The organism is Streptomyces sp. Ru71, assembly GCF_002920535.1.
Classification (GTDB): domain Bacteria; phylum Actinomycetota; class Actinomycetes; order Streptomycetales; family Streptomycetaceae; genus Streptomyces.
Genome location: NZ_PQSS01000011.1, coordinates 73,282 through 90,346, shown reverse-complemented (window position 1 = coordinate 90,346; position 17,065 = coordinate 73,282). Strand labels below are relative to the sequence as shown.

16 protein-coding genes, 1 pseudogene and 1 riboswitch are annotated in these 17,065 nt (G+C 70.2%); of the genes and pseudogenes, 13 read left to right on the top strand and 4 right to left on the bottom strand.

The features are described 5' to 3' along the window. Window positions 1-76 precede the first annotated feature (76 nt). Both C3489_RS09730 and C3489_RS09725 read left to right on the top strand, forming a co-directional pair. Complete coding sequence (locus tag C3489_RS09730; RefSeq protein ID WP_103781358.1) at window positions 77-493, top strand: anti-sigma regulatory factor; 417 nt, start codon at window positions 77-79, stop codon at window positions 491-493. 17 nt (window positions 494-510) lie between these two features. Next, window positions 511-1,623 carry an RNA polymerase sigma factor SigF gene (locus C3489_RS09725; RefSeq protein ID WP_258054623.1) on the top strand — a complete coding sequence of 371 codons (1,113 nt, stop codon included), beginning with the start codon at window positions 511-513 and terminating at the stop codon, window positions 1,621-1,623. Window positions 1,624-1,629: 6 nt separating this feature from the next. Here the strand turns inward: C3489_RS09725 and C3489_RS09720 are convergent, their stop codons facing one another. Beyond that, a complete protein-coding gene (locus tag C3489_RS09720) occupies window positions 1,630-2,082 on the bottom strand; it encodes a hypothetical protein (protein ID WP_103781356.1) in 453 nt (150 codons plus the stop codon). A 144-nt stretch (window positions 2,083-2,226) separates the two neighbouring features. Between C3489_RS09720 and C3489_RS09715 the strand changes: the two genes are divergently transcribed. Together C3489_RS09715 and C3489_RS09710 are read left to right on the top strand one after the other, a co-directional pair. Beyond that, window positions 2,227-3,195, top strand: a complete 969-nt coding sequence (locus C3489_RS09715) for a diacylglycerol kinase family protein (protein ID WP_103781355.1) — start codon at window positions 2,227-2,229, stop codon at window positions 3,193-3,195. A 321-nt stretch (window positions 3,196-3,516) separates the two neighbouring features. Continuing rightward, window positions 3,517-3,774, top strand: coding sequence for a WhiB family transcriptional regulator (locus tag C3489_RS09710; RefSeq protein ID WP_003992873.1), 258 nt, complete (start codon window positions 3,517-3,519; stop codon window positions 3,772-3,774). A 281-nt stretch (window positions 3,775-4,055) separates the two neighbouring features. Here the strand turns inward: C3489_RS09710 and C3489_RS09705 are convergent, their stop codons facing one another. Both C3489_RS09705 and C3489_RS09700 read right to left on the bottom strand, forming a co-directional pair. Then, window positions 4,056-5,531 carry a sensor histidine kinase gene (locus C3489_RS09705; protein WP_181139604.1) on the bottom strand — a complete coding sequence of 492 codons (1,476 nt, stop codon included), beginning with the start codon at window positions 5,529-5,531 and terminating at the stop codon, window positions 4,056-4,058. Window positions 5,532-5,937: 406 nt separating this feature from the next. Beyond that, window positions 5,938-6,678, bottom strand: coding sequence for a TetR/AcrR family transcriptional regulator (locus tag C3489_RS09700; RefSeq protein ID WP_258054622.1), 741 nt, complete (start codon window positions 6,676-6,678; stop codon window positions 5,938-5,940). 107 nt (window positions 6,679-6,785) lie between these two features. Between C3489_RS09700 and C3489_RS09695 the strand changes: the two are divergent. The 8 genes and pseudogenes from C3489_RS09695 to C3489_RS09660 form a co-directional block, all read left to right on the top strand. Beyond that, window positions 6,786-7,526, top strand: a pseudogene (locus tag C3489_RS09695) (SDR family oxidoreductase); the annotation flags it as partial. 248 nt (window positions 7,527-7,774) lie between these two features. Next, complete coding sequence (gene nagB, locus C3489_RS09690) at window positions 7,775-8,560, top strand: glucosamine-6-phosphate deaminase (protein WP_103781353.1); 786 nt, start codon at window positions 7,775-7,777, stop codon at window positions 8,558-8,560. 199 nt (window positions 8,561-8,759) lie between these two features. Further along, complete coding sequence (locus C3489_RS09685) at window positions 8,760-9,524, top strand: GntR family transcriptional regulator (protein ID WP_103781352.1); 765 nt, start codon at window positions 8,760-8,762, stop codon at window positions 9,522-9,524. 147 nt (window positions 9,525-9,671) lie between these two features. After that, entirely contained in the window at window positions 9,672-9,938 is a 267-nt protein-coding gene (locus C3489_RS09680) for a DUF3311 domain-containing protein (RefSeq protein WP_181139603.1), read from the top strand. Beyond that, entirely contained in the window at window positions 9,935-11,572 is a 1,638-nt protein-coding gene (mctP, locus tag C3489_RS09675) for a monocarboxylate uptake permease MctP (protein ID WP_103781350.1), read from the top strand. The genes C3489_RS09680 and mctP overlap by 4 nt, the downstream gene beginning before the upstream one ends. An 83-nt stretch (window positions 11,573-11,655) precedes the next feature. Then, window positions 11,656-12,162, top strand: coding sequence for a GNAT family N-acetyltransferase (locus tag C3489_RS09670; RefSeq protein WP_103781349.1), 507 nt, complete (start codon window positions 11,656-11,658; stop codon window positions 12,160-12,162). A 77-nt stretch (window positions 12,163-12,239) separates the two neighbouring features. Beyond that, a riboswitch (cobalamin riboswitch) is annotated at window positions 12,240-12,318 on the top strand. 146 nt (window positions 12,319-12,464) lie between these two features. After that, window positions 12,465-14,837 (top strand): ribonucleoside-diphosphate reductase subunit alpha, encoded by a 2,373-nt coding sequence (locus C3489_RS09665; protein WP_103781348.1) that lies wholly within the window; start codon window positions 12,465-12,467, stop codon window positions 14,835-14,837. Beyond that, window positions 14,837-15,850 carry a ribonucleotide-diphosphate reductase subunit beta gene (locus C3489_RS09660; protein WP_103781347.1) on the top strand — a complete coding sequence of 338 codons (1,014 nt, stop codon included), beginning with the start codon at window positions 14,837-14,839 and terminating at the stop codon, window positions 15,848-15,850. The genes C3489_RS09665 and C3489_RS09660 overlap by 1 nt, the downstream gene beginning before the upstream one ends. Here the strand turns inward: C3489_RS09660 and C3489_RS09655 are convergent. Beyond that, window positions 15,763-16,005, bottom strand: a complete 243-nt coding sequence (locus C3489_RS09655) for a hypothetical protein (protein ID WP_181139602.1) — start codon at window positions 16,003-16,005, stop codon at window positions 15,763-15,765. The two genes, C3489_RS09660 and C3489_RS09655, sit on opposite strands and share 88 nt — an antisense overlap. A 93-nt stretch (window positions 16,006-16,098) precedes the next feature. Here C3489_RS09655 and C3489_RS09650 point away from each other — a divergent pair, with 93 nt between their 5' ends. Further along, window positions 16,099-17,064: a GlxA family transcriptional regulator gene (locus C3489_RS09650; RefSeq protein WP_103781345.1), complete on the top strand. Its 966-nt coding sequence runs from the start codon at window positions 16,099-16,101 to the stop codon at window positions 17,062-17,064. Window position 17,065: the final 1 nt, after the last annotated feature.

Below are 17,065 nucleotides of genomic sequence, written 5' to 3'. Positions count from 1 at the left end.
CCGCTGTACCACACTTCGCGTTGACCCGGGGGGCGACCCTCGGCCCCGAACAGCTTGTACCACCTTGGAGGTGAGGGTGTCCCAGATCGCAGGCGAGCCCGCGGTGAACCAGGACTTCGTGGAGGTCCGGCTGCCGGCTGCGGGTGCCTACCTGTCGGTGCTGCGGACGGCCACGGCCGGTCTCGCGGCCCGCTTGGACTTCACCCTGGACGAGATCGAGGACCTTCGCATCGCGGTGGACGAGGCCTGCGCGATCCTGCTTCAGCAGGCCGTGCCCGGCTCGGTGCTGTCCTGCGTCTTCCGACTCGTCGACGACTCACTTGAGGTCACCGTCTCGGCACCGACCACGGACGGCCACGCGCCCTCGCGGGACACCTTCGCCTGGACCGTCCTGTCCGCCCTCGCGGGCAAGGTCTCCTCCGCCGTGGACGAGGACAAGACCGTTTCGATCAGCCTCTACAAACAGCGCGGCGCGGGACCCGGGCCGGCGTGAGGAACGGGGACGGGCCGGTGCGGGACGAAGAGCGCGGCACACGGGAGCTGCCGTCCGAGAACGCCCTGGGCGCTCAGGGTGGATCCCGGCGTACGGCGGACGGCATCGACGGCATCCCCGAGCAGGCCCGGCCGCATCCGGAGGAGGCCGCCGAGGGCGGCTCGCGGACGGCTGCGGACGGCGGCCGCCGGGAGACGGAAGGCGCCGGACCGGGGACGCCCCGGGGCCGGCACAGCGGGGGCACCCCTGTCCGAGCACAAGCCGGGGCTCGGGGAAGGGCAACGGGCGGGACGATGAGCGAGCACGAGCGAGACGCCGAGGACCAGTCGCCGAACGGGCAGGCCGCACCGGGTCTGCAGGCCACCGGCCACGGCCTGCAGGACCGCAGCGGGGCGCGGGCGATGTTCGTCGAGCTGCGCGGCCTGAAGGAGGGCAGCCCCGAGTACGCCGAGCTGCGCAACCGGCTGGTCCGGATGCATCTGCCGCTCGTCGAGCACCTCGCGCGCCGGTTCCGCAACCGCGGCGAGCCGCTCGACGACCTCACCCAGGTCGCCACCATCGGCTTGATCAAGTCCGTCGACCGCTTCGACCCGGACCGCGGGGTGGAGTTCTCCACGTACGCGACCCCGACGGTCGTCGGCGAGATCAAGCGGCACTTCCGCGACAAGGGCTGGGCGGTGCGCGTGCCGCGCCGGCTCCAGGAGCTGCGGCTTTCGCTGACGACGGCCACGGCGGAGCTCTCCCAGCTGCACGGCCGCTCCCCCACGGTCCACGAGCTCGCCGAGAAGCTGTCGATCTCGGAGGAGGAGGTCCTGGAGGGCCTGGAGTCCGCCAACGCGTACTCCACGCTGTCCCTGGACGTCCCGGACACCGACGACGAGTCCCCCGCGGTCGCGGACACCCTGGGCGCGGAGGACGAGGCGCTGGAGGGCGTGGAGTACCGGGAGTCCCTCAAGCCGCTGCTGGAGGACCTGCCGCCGCGCGAGAAGCGGATCCTGCTGCTGCGCTTCTTCGGCAACATGACCCAGTCGCAGATCGCGCAGGAGGTCGGCATCTCCCAGATGCACGTGTCCCGGCTGCTGGCCAGGACGCTGGCCCAGCTGCGGGAGAAGCTGCTCGTCGAGGAGTGACCCGGGTCACTTCTCCGCGTTGCCGGGCCCCCGGATCCCGAGGGCCCGGGTGGTCTCGCCGTTGACCAGCAGCACCAGTGCGGCGATGGCGACGGCGGCGAGCGCGATGCCCGCCGGGATGGCGACGCCGTCGGCGTGGATCAGGCTGTAGGACACCGGCAGCGCCATGAGCTGCGTGATGACGGCCGGGCCGCGGCTCCAGCTGCGCCGGGCCAGCAGCCCGCGGGCGGCCAGCAGCGGCAGCAGCGCGAGGATGACGAGCGTCACCCCGCCGGTCACGGCCTGCTGCCGGTGATCCACTTCGCCGGTGAGACCGAGGGCGAGCATCCACACCCCACCGACCAGCACCGTGAGCCCTTCGAGACCGGCGAGCACGGCGGCGTACGTCAGACGCCGCGGCCGGGGTCCGGCGAGGTCGTCCTGGGGCTTGGCGGAGGCGGGGGTCTGCTCACTGCTCACCCCAGAAGGGTAGCCCTCACGTTTCCCCCACCGGCGTCCCCCACCGGCCCGCCCCCTCTCGACCTCGGCCTCGCCGGGGCGGGCTCTTACCCGATCCCTACCTCGCTCTCGTACGAGTACCGCTCAGTAGGTACGCTTCCCGTCATGCGTGCACTTCTCGTGGTCAATCCGGCGGCAACCACTACCAGTGCGCGCACACGTGACGTGCTCATCCACGCGCTCGCCAGTGAGATGAAGCTGGAGGCGGTCACCACCGAGTACCGCGGGCACGCGCGCGACCTGGGCCGGCAGGCCGCCCTCGGCGACGACATCGACCTCGTCGTGGCGCTCGGCGGCGACGGCACGGTCAACGAGGTCGTCAACGGCCTGCTGCACGCCGGCCCCGACCCGGAGCGGCTGCCCGGCCTCGCCGTGGTCCCCGGCGGCTCCACCAACGTCTTCGCCCGCGCGCTGGGGCTGCCCAACGACGCCGTCGAGGCGACCGGCGCCCTGCTGGACGCGCTGCGCCAGGGCAGCGAGCGCACGGTCGGCCTGGGCCTGGCCTCGGGCACTCCGGGCACCGAGGACGAGGCCGTACCGGAGCGCTGGTTCACCTTCAACGCGGGGCTCGGCTTCGACGCGGGCGTGGTCGGCCGGGTCGAGCAGCACCGCGAGCGCGGCAAGAAGTCGACGCACGCGCTGTACGTACGGCAGGTGGTGCGCCAGCTGCTGGGCGAGCCGAACCGCCGGCACGGCACGATCACGCTGGAGCGGGCCGGCGAGGAGCCGGTCGAGGATCTCGTGCTGTCGATAGTTTCGAACACCTCGCCCTGGACGTTCCTCGGCAACCGGCCGATCTACGCCTCCCCGCAGGCGTCGTTCGACACCGGGCTCGATCTGTTCGGTCTCAGCCGCCTCTCCACGCCCGCCGTCGCCCGGTATGGCACCCAGTTGCTCACTTCGTCCCCGGAGCGCGGACCGCGCGGCAAGCACGCCGTCACACTGCACGATCTGGACCGGTTCACCTTGCATTCGAAGGCCCCGCTCCCCCTCCAGATGGACGGTGACCATCTGGGGCTGCGTACCAGCGTGACGTTCACAGGTGTACGCCGTGCACTGCGTGTGATTGTGTGAGCAGAACGGGCCAAAGTCCTTTCACTCGAACGTTTAGGCCAGGATCCACCCCATGGAAGTACGGCTGTGACCTAGTCGACACCGAAGAATCAAAAAAAACTTTCCAGAAGGGGTTGTATCCGCCGCTGAGGTTTGCGAGTCTCTACGTGGCGATCGGGACGGCCCGCAACACCGGCCTCCACTGATCACCGGAACCCCTCTACAAACCACAGGACCACGCCGGGGAAGACTCGGCGGTCGGCCCTTCACTTGTTGAGGGATTCGTGAAAGCGTTCACATTCACAAGCAACTTGCACGTAATACCAAGGAGAGGTAGCAGCCATGGACTGGCGTCACAACGCCGTTTGCCGCGAGGAAGACCCCGAGCTCTTCTTCCCCATCGGCAACACCGGTCCTGCGCTGCTGCAGATCGAGGAAGCCAAGGCCGTCTGCCGTCGCTGCCCGGTGATCGAGCAGTGTCTGCAGTGGGCGCTTGAGTCCGGTCAGGACTCCGGCGTCTGGGGTGGTCTCAGCGAGGACGAGCGCCGCGCCATGAAGCGCCGCGCCGCCCGCAACCGGGCCCGTCAGGCCTCCGCCTGACGTCCCACCCCTGCTGACAGCCTGAGCTTGGCGGCGCGCACATCGCGTGCGCATCTCCCGCCCCCGAGCCGCAGCGCGCAGTGAACGAAGAAGTCGAGCACTAGCCTCGGACCAATGGCGGTCCGGGGCTTTTTGCTGTCCCCAACTCGTACGAGCTGTCCCGGACCCCTGTGACGCGGCCCTCAACTCCCAGGTGAGGAGGGCCACTTACCCCCTATGGCGAGGGTCACTCACTCTCTGTGACATCCGCCGCGTCGGTCCCGTACCGCTTCTGTCCTGTACTACTTCTGCGCCCGCACCGGGATGTCGAGGATCACCTGGGTGCCCCGCTCCGGGGCCGGGACCATGTCGAAGGTGCCGCCCAGCTCGCCCTCCACCAGTGTGCGGACGATCTGCAGGCCCAGGTTTCCTGCCGTGTGCGGGTCGAATCCCTCGGGCAGGCCGACGCCGTCGTCCTGGACCGTCACCAGCAGGCGGGCCTCCTTCGTCGTACCGCCGCGCACCGCCGAGACCTCGACCGTGCCGGTGTCGCCCTGACGGAAGCCGTGCTCCAGGGCGTTCTGCAGAACCTCGGTGAGGACCATCGACAGCGGCGTGGCGACCTCGGCGTCCAGGATGCCGAAGCGGCCGGTGCGCCGGCCGGTGACCTTGCCCGGGGAGATCTCCGCGACCATCGACAGCACCCGGTCGGCGATCTCGTCGAACTCCACCCGCTCGTCCAGGTTCTGAGACAGCGTCTCGTGGACGATGGCGATCGAGCCGACCCGGCGGACCGCCTCCTCCAGCGCCTCCCGTCCGCGCTCGGAGTCGATGCGCCGGGCCTGCAGCCGCAGCAGGGCCGCAACCGTCTGGAGGTTGTTCTTCACCCGGTGGTGGATCTCCCGGATGGTGGCGTCCTTGGTGATCAACTCGCGCTCACGGCGCCGCAGTTCCGTCACGTCCCGGAGCAGCACCAGCGAACCGATGCGGGTGCCCTTGGGCTTGAGCGGGATCGCCCGGAACTGGATGACCCCGTCGTTGGCCTCGATCTCGAACTCGCGCGGCGCCCAGCCGCTGGCGACCTTGGCGAGCGCCTCGTCCACCGGCCCGCGCGTCGGAGCGAGTTCCGCGGTGGTCTGGCCCAGGTGCTGGCCGACGAGGTCGGAGGCGAGACCGAGCCGGTGGTAGGCGGACAGCGCGTTCGGGGAGGCGTACTGGACGAGTCCGTCGGCGTCCAGCCGGATCAGGCCGTCGCCGACGCGCGGCGAGGCGTCCATGTCGACCTGCTGGTTCGGGAACGGGAAGGAGCCGGCCGCGATCATCTGCGCCAGGTCGGAGGCGCTCTGCAGGTAGGTCAGCTCCAGGCGGCTCGGGGTGCGCACGGTGAGCAGGTTCGTGTTGCGCGCGATCACACCGAGGACGCGGCCCTCACGCCGTACGGGGATGGACTCGACCCGTACCGGCACCTCCTCGCGCCACTCCGGGTCGCCCTCGCGCACGATCCGGCCCTCGTCGAGCGCGGCGTCCAGCATGGGCCTGCGGCCGCGCGGGACCAGGTGGCCGACCATGTCGTCCTGGTAGGAGGTGGGGCCGGTGTTGGGCCGCATCTGGGCGACCGAGACGTAGCGCGTGCCGTCGCGGGTGGGGACCCACAGGACCAGGTCGGCGAAGGAGAGGTCGGAGAGCAGCTGCCACTCCGAGACCAGCAGATGGAGCCATTCGAGATCGGAGTCGTCGAGGCCGGTGTGCTGGCGGACCAGTTCGTTCATGGAGGGCACGTGTGCGAGCGTACCTGGCGGTTTGTACGGCCCTGAAATGCACGGCGCGGGGAGGCGGCCGTGGGTCCCCTGGGCCTGCCGCACCGGCCCCGGAAACACCCGCGGGCCGCGGCGCCTGGGAGGGACCCTCAACCCTCCCGGCACCGCAGCCCGGAGCAATATCGGCCGCGGGGTGTGCGGTCCCGGTCGGCCGAAGGTGAGGACCCGGGGCAGTCAGGGCAGAGAGCACCGGTTCCTCGGTCCGCCTTCCTGTGCGGGGAAGACGGAGGCTCTGGTCCTGCGCTGGTCGTTCTCGCGCTCTCCCGACGATTGTGGACTAGACCAGTAGGCGTGTCCATGCGTCGGCGGCGGTTTGTTCGGCGCAGGTCTGTGTGAAGTTGCTGCTGCGCAGCCTAGCCCGCCCGGCTCAGCTGCGGGGCCAGATGGACATGGCAAATTCCGCGACCGCTTCCAGTTCCTCCCGGCTCGCCCCATCCCGTGCCTGCTGTGACATGCCCTGGAACACGGCGGCGGCGTGTCGCGCGAGGGTGCCCGCGTCGGTGTCCGCAGGCAGCGCACCGGCGACGACGTCGGCCCGGATACGGCTCTCGATGGCGGCGACGGCGGCCTGCCGCTGCCGGCGCAGGGCCTGCTCGACCTCGGGGGTCGAGCAATTGGTGGCCGCGTGGATGACGAGGCAGCCGTGCGGATGACCGGGGTCGGTGAACTGTGCGGCGGCCTCCCGCAGCAGCCGCGCGACGGCCGCCTCGGCGCTCGGCTCCTCGTCCAGGGCGCGCTGCGAGAAGGCGCCGTGCGTGACGCCGTAGACCCTGACGACCTCCTCGAACAGCGAGCGCTTGTCCCCGAAGGCCGCGTACAGGCTGGGGGCGCCGATGCCCATGACGCGGGTGAGATCGGAGACCGAGGTCGCCTCGTAGCCCCGCTCCCAGAAGGCCATGACCGCCTTCTCCAGCGCGGTCTCCCGGTCGAAGGCGCGGGGGCGGCCACGGGGACGCGGGGTACGCGCCGGCACCGGTCCGCCGCGCCCGGTCGCGCTGTCGTCTGCCGACGCGCTGTCGTCTGCCGACGCGCTGTCGTCTGCCGACGCGCTGCCGTCGGCAGCGGCCCTGTCGTCCGCAGCCGCGCTGCCCATTCGCTGCTCACCCATGGGAGGGATTTTATAGCGGGCACTAGAGAAATGTCTGCGGGCTGTCGTACGGTTTTTTTGTAGCGACCGCTAGACAAATGCGGCGACGGATCGAGGGGAGTGCCGACATGGGCGTGCTCGGGGGCAGGACGGCCCTGGTGACGGGGGCGAGCAGGGGAATCGGGCGAGCGGTCGCCGAGCGGCTGGCGCGTGACGGGGCGCGTGTCGCGGTGCACTACGGCAGCAACGAGGCAGCGGCCAAGGAGACGGTCGCCGGGATCGAGGCGGAGGGCGGCTCGGCCTTCACCATCGGGGCGGAGCTGGGCGTGGCGGGGGACGCCGAGCGTCTGTGGGCCGAGTTCGACCGGCACGCCGACGGGCTGGACATCCTGGTGAACAACGCCGGGATCGGGACCAGCCGCCCGTTCGATGAGATCGACGAGGGGGAGTACGACCGCCTCTTCGCGGTGAACGTGAAGGCGCCGCACTTCATCACCCAGCTCGGGCTGCGCAGGCTCAGGGACGGCGGGCGCGTGGTGAACATATCGTCCGGCCTCGCCCACAGCGCCGCGATGCCGCAGTTGATGGCGTACGCGATGACGAAGGGCGCGCTCGACGTCTTCACCCGGGACCTGTCCAAGGTGCTCGGCCCCCGGGGGATCACGGTGAACTCGGTGGCGCCCGGCATCGTCGACACCGACATCAACGCCGGGTGGCTGCGGGTGAGCGATCAGGCGCGGCAGGGCGCCGCCGCGTACTCGGCGCTCGGCCGGGTGGGCATGCCGGCGGACATCGCCGACGCGGTGGCCTTCCTCGCCTCGGACGACGGCCGCTGGGTGACCGGTCACTGGCTGGACGCGACGGGGGGGGTCGCTGACCTGACCCCAGGACACTCGGCCAGGGCGCTGCCTGCCGGGCGGTGGCGGGAGGCGGAGGGTCCGGGGACCCTGGGATACGGGCACCTGTCTCTGTTAGATTGGTCTAAACCACACTGCCCGTTTCCGGGCAGAGCCATCGGCCCCGACGGACCCCGGTCCCCGGCCCGCACGGGCCCCGGTCCCGGCCCGCACGGGCCCAGTCCCACCTCCGAGTCCCCTCTTCGAAACGGCAGGCCAGCGTGGAAGTTGTCATCGTTCCGGACGCCGAGGCGGGCGGCGAGCTCATCGCCGAGGCCATGGCGCAGCTGCTGCGACGCAAGCCCGACGCCCTGCTCGGCGTCGCCACGGGCTCCACCCCGCTGCCCATCTACCGGGCGCTGGAGGCCAAGGTGCGCTCCGGTGCCGTGGACACCGCGCGGGCCCGGGTCGCCCAGCTCGACGAGTACGTGGGGCTGCCCGCCGACCACCCCGAGTCCTACCGCTCGGTGCTGCGGCGCGAGGTGCTGGAGCCGCTCGGCATCGGCATGGAGCGGTTCCTCGGCCCGGACGGCACCGCCGAGGACGTCCAGGCGGCGTGCGAGGCGTACGACCGCGTGCTGGCCGAGGCCGGCGGGGTGGACCTGCAGCTCCTCGGGATCGGCACCGACGGACACATCGGGTTCAACGAGCCGTGCTCCTCGCTGGCCTCCCGGACGCGGATCAAGACGCTGACCGAGCAGACCCGAGTGGACAACGCGCGGTTCTTCGACGGCGACATCGAGCAGGTGCCGCACCACGTCATCACGCAGGGCATCGGCACCATCCTGGAAGCGCGCCACCTGGTGCTGCTGGCCACCGGTGAGGGCAAGGCGGACGCGGTGGCGGCGACCGTCGAGGGGCCGGTCGCGGCGATATGCCCGGCGTCCGCGCTGCAGCTGCACCCGCATACGACGGTGGTGGTGGACGAGGCGGCCGCGTCCAAGCTGAAGCTCGCCGACTACTTCCGGCACACCTACGCCAACAAGCCGGAGTGGCAGGGCATCTGACCGCCGCGGGGGCGGAAGCCGGACCGCCTCTGCCGGGCTCTCTGGACTAGACCAGCACCGGCGCCAACGGTATACAGAGGAGATCACGGAGCGTGCAAGGGCGCCCACCGAGGTCGCCCCGCACGAAGCCGTGCCACGATGTGAGCCCGCGGCCGATGGCGTGTCGGCCGCTTCGGCACCGGAGCCGGGAAGGCAGAGCATGAGCACCGACGTCAGCAGTGCGGAGAACGACAGTGGCGCCACCGTCCGTACCGCGCGTGTGCCCAAGTACTACCGCCTGAAGAAGCACCTGCTCGACATGACCGAGACGATGCCGCCCGGCACCCCGGTCCCGCCGGAGCGGACGCTCGCGGCGGAGTTCGACACCTCCCGCACGACCGTCCGCCAGGCGCTGCAGGAACTGGTGGTGGAGGGCCGGCTGGAGCGCATCCAGGGCAAGGGCACGTTCGTCGCCAAGCCGAAGGTCTCGCAGGCGCTGCAGCTGACGTCGTACACCGAGGACATGCGGGCGCAGGGCCTGGAGCCCACCTCGCAGCTGCTGGACGTCGGTTACATCACCGCCGACGAGCGCCTGGCCACCCTGCTCGACATCACCGCCGGCGGCCGGGTGCTGCGCATCGAGCGGCTGCGCATGGCCAACGGCGAGCCCATGGCCATCGAGACCACCCACCTGTCGGCCAAGCGGTTCCCGGCGCTGCGCCGCTCGCTGGTGAAGTACACGTCGCTGTACACCGCCCTCGCCGAGGTCTACGACGTCCACCTGGCCGAGGCCGAGGAGACCATCGAGACCTCGCTGGCCACCCCGCGCGAGGCCGGTCTGCTCGGCACCGACGTGGGTCTGCCGATGCTGATGCTCTCCCGGCACTCCTTCGACCGGCAGGGGGAGCCGGTGGAATGGGTGCGGTCGGTCTACCGGGGCGACCGCTACAAGTTCGTGGCCCGCCTGAAGCGCCCGCAGGACTAGCCGTCACATCCCGTCGAAGTCGCGGTCGGATAACGGTCCAGGCAGCCAACGACCGTTATGCGGACGAGGGGTTCCGTTCCCGCCACACCTGACCTAGATTTCCTGCGCACTTGCACAGGTGATCAGTGAGGGGACGGGAGCCGCGCGATGTCGAATGCGCCAGATGTGTCCAGACCGGCGGTGGTGACGCCTGCACGCGTCGTCATCGCCCTCTGCCTTGTCGCGCCCTTCGTGGCGATGCTGTGGGTGGGTTCGTACGCCAAGGTGGACCCGGCGTTCATCGGAATCCCGTTCTTCTACTGGTACCAGATGCTGTGGGTGCTCATCTCCACGGCGCTGACGATGATCGCCTACAAGCTGTGGCAGCGTGACCAGCGCGCCCGTGCCTCTCAGAAGGGCGGTGCGGACAAGTGAAGGACGACGTGAACGGCGTCGCACTCGGCGTCTTCATCTTCTTCTTCCTGCTCGTCACCGTCATGGGCTTCCTGGCCGCCCGGTGGCGCAAGGCCGAGAACGAGCACAGCCTGGACGAATGGGGCCTGGGCGGACGGTCGTTCGGCACCTGGATCACCTGGTTCCTGCTCGGCGGTGACCTGTACACGGCGTACACGTTCGTCGCCGTGCCGGCGGCGATCTACGCGGCGGGCGCGTCCGGCTTCTTCGCGGTGCCGTACACGATCCTCGTCTACCCGCTGATCTTCACGTTCCTGCCGCGCCTGTGGTCGGTGTCGCACAAGCACGGGTACGTGACGACCTCGGACTTCGTACGGGGCCGGTTCGGTTCCAAGGGGCTGTCGCTGGCGGTGGCGCTGACCGGCATCCTCGCGACGATGCCGTACATCGCGCTCCAGCTCGTCGGCATCCAGGCCGTGCTGGACGTGATGGGCGTCGGCGGCGGCGAGAACACCAACTGGTTCGTCAAGGACCTGCCGCTGCTGATCGCGTTCGGCGTGCTGGCGGCGTACACCTACTCGTCGGGTCTGCGGGCCCCCGCGCTGATCGCGTTCGTGAAGGACGCGCTGATCTACATCGTCATCGCGGTGGCGATCATCTACATCCCGATCAAGCTGGGCGGGTTCGACGACATCTTCGCCAAGGCGGGCGACGCGTTCAGCCAGGTCAACCCGACCACGGGCAAGCCGCGTGGTGCGCTGGCCTCGGGCGAGGCGCAGCAATGGACCTACGCCACCCTGGCGTTGGGCTCCGCGCTCGCGCTGTTCATGTACCCGCACTCGATCACCGCGACCCTGTCGTCCAAGAGCCGTGAGGTGATCCGGCGCAACACCACGATCCTGCCGCTGTACTCCCTGATGCTGGGCCTGCTCGCGCTGCTCGGCTTCATGGCGATCGCGGCCGGGATCAAGGTGCAGAACGGCCAGCTGGCCATCCCGCAGCTGTTCGAGAACATGTTCCCGGACTGGTTCGCGGGCATCGCCTTCGCGGCGATCGGCATCGGCGCGCTGGTCCCGGCGGCGATCATGTCGATCGCGGCGGCCAACCTCTTCACCCGCAACATCTACCGGGACTTCATCAAGCCGGACGCCACGCCGAAGCAGGAGGCCCAGGTCTCCAAGATCGTCTCCCTGCTGGTGAAGGTGGGCGCGCTGGTCTTCGTCCTCACCATGGACAAGACGGTCGCGATCAACTTCCAGCTGCTGGGCGGCATCTGGATCCTGCAGACGTTCCCGGCGCTGGTCGGCGGTCTGTTCACCCGCTGGTTCCACCGCTGGGCGCTGCTGGCCGGCTGGGCGGTCGGCATGGTCTACGGCACGCTCGTCGCCTACGGGGTGCCGTCGCCGACCAACCCGAGCCAGAAGCACTTCGGCGGCTCCGCCAAGGAGATCCCCGGCATCGGCGAGATCGGCTACATCGGCCTGACGGCGTTCGTGCTGAACGTCGTGGTGACGGTGGTCCTCACCTTCGTCCTGAAGGCCGTGAAGGCCCCCGAGGGCGTCGACGAGACCCGCCCGGAGGACTACACGGCGGACGCCGGCGACCCGGGCGTCCAGACCGAACTGCCCCCGGCCACGGCGGGCGCCGGCCACTGAGCCACCCGCACGCACGCCGTACGCACGGGCCGTCGGAGAAATCCGGCGGCCCGTCGTCGTACCCGTGGGGCACACTCGCCGTCATGGACATCCGGATCCGACGCATTCAGCCCGCCGAACACGCCGCTCTGGGGGAGATCACCGCCCAGGCCTACCTCCGTGACGGCCTCCTGGACTTCGGGGAGAGCGACGAGTACCTCGGGGAGCTGCGGGACGTGGCCAAGCGTGCCGCCGCGGCCGAGGTGCTGGTCGCCACGGCGGACGGCACGGTTCTGGGCGGCGTCACTTTCGTACCGTCCGGCGGTCCGATGGCCGACATCGCGCGCCCCGGCGAGGCCGAGATACGGATGCTCGCGGTGGCCCACGAGGCGCGCGGCCGGGGTGCCGGCGAGGCGCTGGTGCGAGCCTGCGTCGAGCGGGCCCGGGCCGTCGACGGCTGCACGAAGCTCGTGCTGTCGACCCAGCGGACCATGCACGCCGCCCACCGCATCTACGAACGCCTGGGTTTCGTCCGTACGCCCGAGCGGGATTGGAATCCCCTCCCGGAGCTCGACGACATCACCCTGCTCACCTACGAGCTGACGCTGTGAAGCCACCGGGACACAACATCTGGGGGTGACGCGACAGCCCAGCACTAGATGTATGCTCATGCTCGCTGTCGCCGCAGGGGAATCCGGTGCGAATCCGGAACTGTCCCGCAACGGTGTACACGCGTGCTTCGCGCACGCCTGTTCAGTCCGAGGACCTGCCGACAGTGCACCCGGCCGTCCGGCCGGTGTGCCCTGACGTCCGGGCCTCGTGGAATGGGCCGGTGGACGCGACGCCGCGTGCGCTCGTGTGCTGCCCCCTGCCCTCCCCCAGGCCCGAAGTGCCGAGCGAGGGAGAGCCCCACGTGACCATCGCGCCAGCCGACCCGGCTTCAGTCAGCGACGATGCCGTCGACGGTCTGAAGACCGACGGTCCCGGTGCCGCGCTGCTGCGGACCCTGACCGAGCTGACCGCCGACCTCCCCGACGCCGACCCCGGCCGGGTCGCTGCCGCCGCGCTGCGCGGCCGGTCCGCCCACGCCGACGAGGCCGAGCTGCGGGAGCTGGCCACGGAGGCCGCCGCCGGGCTCATCTCCGAGGACCCCGCGTACTCGCGGCTGGCCGCCCGGCTGCTGACGCTGACCATCCGCGCCGAGGCCGCCTCGCAGGGCGTCACGTCGTTCACCGAGTCGGTCGCCGTCGGCCACCGCGAGGGGCTCGTCGCGGACCGGACCGCCGAGTTCGTGCGGCTGCACGCCGAGCGGCTCGACGCCCTCGTCGACACCGGCGCCGACGACCGCTTCGGCTACTTCGGCCTGCGCACGCTGCACAGCCGCTATCTGCTGCGGCACCCGATCACCCGCAAGGTGATCGAGACGCCCCAGCACTTCCTGCTGCGGGTGGCGAGCGGGCTCGCCGAGGACGACACCGCCCGCTCGGTGGACGAGGTCGCGGCGCTCTACGGGCTCATGAGCCGCCTCGACTACCTGCCCTCCTCCCCCACGCTGTTCAACTCCGGCACCCGGCACCCCCAGATGTCGTCCTGCTACCTCCTGGACTCCCCGCTGGACGAGCTGGACTCCATCTACGACCGCTACCACCAGGTCGCCCGGCTCTCCAAGCACGCCGGCGGCATCGGTCTGTCGTACTCCCGCATCCGCAGCCGCGGTTCGCTGATCCGCGGCACCAACGGGCACTCCAACGGCATCGTGCCGTTCCTGAAGACGCTGGACGCCTCGGTCGCGGCGGTGAACCAGGGCGGGCGGCGCAAGGGCGCGGCCGCGGTGTACCTGGAGACCTGGCACTCCGACATCGAGGAGTTCCTGGAGCTGCGGGACAACACCGGTGAGGACGCCCGCCGTACGCACAACCTGAACCTCGCGCACTGGATCCCGGACGAGTTCATGCGCCGGGTGGGCGCCGACGAGCAGTGGTCGCTGTTCTCGCCGGCCGACGTGCCGGAGCTGGTGGACCTGTGGGGCGAGGAGTTCGACGCCGCCTACCGCAAGGCGGAGGCCGCGGGCCTGGCGAAGAAGACCATCCCGGCTCGTGACCTGTACGGCCGCATGATGCGCACCCTGGCGCAGACCGGCAACGGCTGGATGACCTTCAAGGACGCCGCCAACCGCACCGCCAACCAGACGGCCCTGCCGGGCCACGTGGTCCACTCCTCCAACCTCTGCACGGAGATCCTGGAGGTCACGGACGACGGCGAGACGGCGGTGTGCAACCTCGGCTCGGTCAACCTGGGCGCGTTCGTGGCCGGCGGGGACATCGACTGGGAGCGGCTGGACGCCACCGTCCGCACCGCCGTCACCTTCCTCGACCGCGTGGTCGACATCAACTTCTACCCGACCGAGCAGGCGGGCCGTTCCAACGCCAAGTGGCGCCCGGTGGGCCTGGGCGCGATGGGTCTGCAGGACGTCTTCTTCAAGCTGCGGCTGCCGTTCGACTCCCCCGAGGCCAAGGCCCTGTCCACCCGGATCGCCGAGCGGATCATGCTCGCCGCGTACGAGGCCTCGGCCGACCTCGCCGAGCGCAACGGCCCGCTGCCGGCCTGGGAGAAGACCCGTACGGCACAGGGTGTGCTGCACCCCGACCACTACGACGTGGAGCTGACCTGGCCGGAGCGCTGGGAGGCGCTGCGCCGTCGTATCGCCGACACGGGCATGCGCAACTCCCTGCTCCTCGCCATCGCGCCGACCGCCACCATCGCCTCCATCGCGGGCGTCTACGAGTGCATCGAGCCGCAGGTGTCGAACCTGTTCAAGCGCGAGACGCTGTCGGGTGAGTTCCTGCAGGTGAACTCCTACCTGGTCGCCGAGCTGAAGAAGCTCGGCGTGTGGGACGCCCGCACCCGGGAGGCGCTGCGCGAGTCGAGCGGCTCGGTGCAGGACTTCGCCTGGATCCCCGAGGACGTACGCCGGCTGTACCGCACGGCGTGGGAGATCCCGCAGCGCGGCCTGATCGACATGGCGGCGGCGCGGACCCCGTTCCTGGACCAGGCGCAGTCCCTGAACCTCTTCATGGAGACGCCGACCATCGGCAAGCTCTCCTCGATGTACGCCTACGCCTGGAAGTCCGGGCTGAAGACCACGTACTACCTGCGCTCGCGCCCCGCGACGCGCATCGCCCGCGCCGCCCGGGCGCAGGCCACCGTCCCCGTCCAGCAGGTGTCCTCCGAAGAGGCCGTCGCCTGCTCCCTGGAAAACCCCGAGTCCTGCGAGGCCTGCCAGTGATGACCACCCGAAACCAGAACCTGCTCGACCCGGGCTTCGAACTCACCCTGCGTCCGATGCGCTACCCCGACTTCTACGAGCGCTACCGGGACGCCATCAAGAACACCTGGACCGTGGAGGAGGTCGACCTCCACTCCGACGTCGCCGATCTGGCCAGGCTGACGCCCGAGGAGCAGCACCTGATCGGCCGGCTCGTGGCCTTCTTCGCGACGGGCGACTCGATCGTCGCGAACAACCTGGTGCTGACGCTGTACAAGCACATCAACTCCCCCGAAGCGCGGCTCTATCTGAGCCGTCAGCTGTTCGAGGAGGCCGTGCACGTCCAGTTCTATCTGACGCTGCTGGACACCTATCTGCCCGATCCGGACGACCGTGCCGCCGCCTTCGCGGCCGTGGAGAACATCCCGTCCATCCGGGAGAAGGCCGAGTTCTGCTTCAGGTGGATCAACGAGGTCGAGAAGCTGGAGCGGCTGGAGAGCAAGGCCGACCGCCGCCGCTTCCTGCTCAACCTCATCTGCTTCGCCGCGTGCATCGAGGGCCTGTTCTTCTACGGCGCCTTCGCGTACGTCTACTGGTTCCGCAGCCGGGGTCTGCTGCACGGCCTGGCGACCGGCACGAACTGGGTGTTCCGGGACGAGACGATGCACATGTCGTTCGCCTTCGACGTGGTCGACACCGTCCGCAAGGAGGAGCCGGACCTCTTCGACGACGAGCTGGGCCGGCAGGTCACCGACATGCTGCGGGAGGCCGTCGAGGCCGAGCTGCAGTTCGCGCGCGACCTGTGCGGGGACGGCCTCCCCGGCATGAACACCGACTCGATGCGGCAGTACCTGGAGTGCGTCGCCGACCAGCGGCTGACCCGGCTCGGCTTCGCTCCGGTCTACGGCTCCGAGAACCCCTTCTCCTTCATGGAGCTGCAGGGCGTTCAGGAGCTGACCAACTTCTTCGAGCGGCGCCCCTCGGCGTACCAGGTGGCGGTGGAGGGCACCGTCGACCTGGACGAGGACTTCTGAGCCTCCTTCTCTCCGCGGGCTTCCTGGGCCTCCCTGATCTGCCGGTCGACGCGCCGTTCGCGCACGATGCCGAGCAGTGAGGGGAGGATCAGGAGGACCAGGATCCCCAGGGTGAGGGTCATTCCGATCAGGCCTTCGATCTGGTTTCCGTTCATGGACACCACTGTCGCGCCGCACACTCCTTACCGTGAGTGGCAGTACTGCCGCACACCCTCGAATTACTGCCACTGGCGAGGCACACTGGCAGCATGCTGAAGAACGTGGCCGCCGTCCTGCTCGACGGTGTGCATCCCTTCGAGTTCGGGGTCGTGTGCGAGGTCTTCGGGCTCGACCGCAGCGACGACGGGCTGCCGGTGTACGACTTCGCGGTGGTCTCCGCCGAGGGCCCGTCGCTGGGCACGCACGTCGGCGGGCTGACCGTGTCCACGCCGTACGGCCTGGACCGGCTGGAGGGCGCCGATCTGATCGTCGTCCCGGCCGGCGAGGAGTTCGCGCACCGCGCCTATCCCCCCGCACTGCTGCAGGCCCTGGTCCGTGCGGTGGAGAGCGGGGTGCGGGTGCTGAGCGTGTGCTCCGGCGTGTTCGTGCTGGGCGCCGCCGGACTGCTGGACGGCCGGCGCTGCGCGGTGCACTGGCACCACGCCGACGAGCTGCGGCGGCAGTACCCGCGCGCGATCGTCGAGCCGGACGTGCTCTACGTCGACGAGGACCCGGTGATCACCTCGGCCGGCACCGCCGCCGGCATCGACGCCTGTCTGCACCTGGTGCGCAAGGAGCAGGGGCCGGAGGTGGCCAACAAGATCGCCCGGCGCATGGTCGTACCGCCGCACCGGGACGGCGGGCAGGCGCAGTACATCGAGCGGCCGCTGCCGAAGGCACCCTGCGACACCGTCGGCGAGGTGCTGGCGTGGATGGAGCAGCACCTCGACCAGGAGGTCACCGTCGAACAGCTCGCGGAGCGGGCCCATATGGCGCCGCGCACGTTCGCCCGGCGCTTCCAGCAGGAGACCGGCACGACGCCGTACCGGTGGATCCTGCGCCAGCGGGTGCTGCTGGCGCAGCGGCTGCTGGAGGCGACGGACGAGACGATGGACGCGATCGCCTGGCGCACCGGGTTCGGTACGGCGGCGGCGCTGCGGCACCACTTCACGCGGGTGCTGGGGACGACCCCGAACGCCTACCGCCGTACCTTCCGCGGCCCGCGGGCCGCCTGAG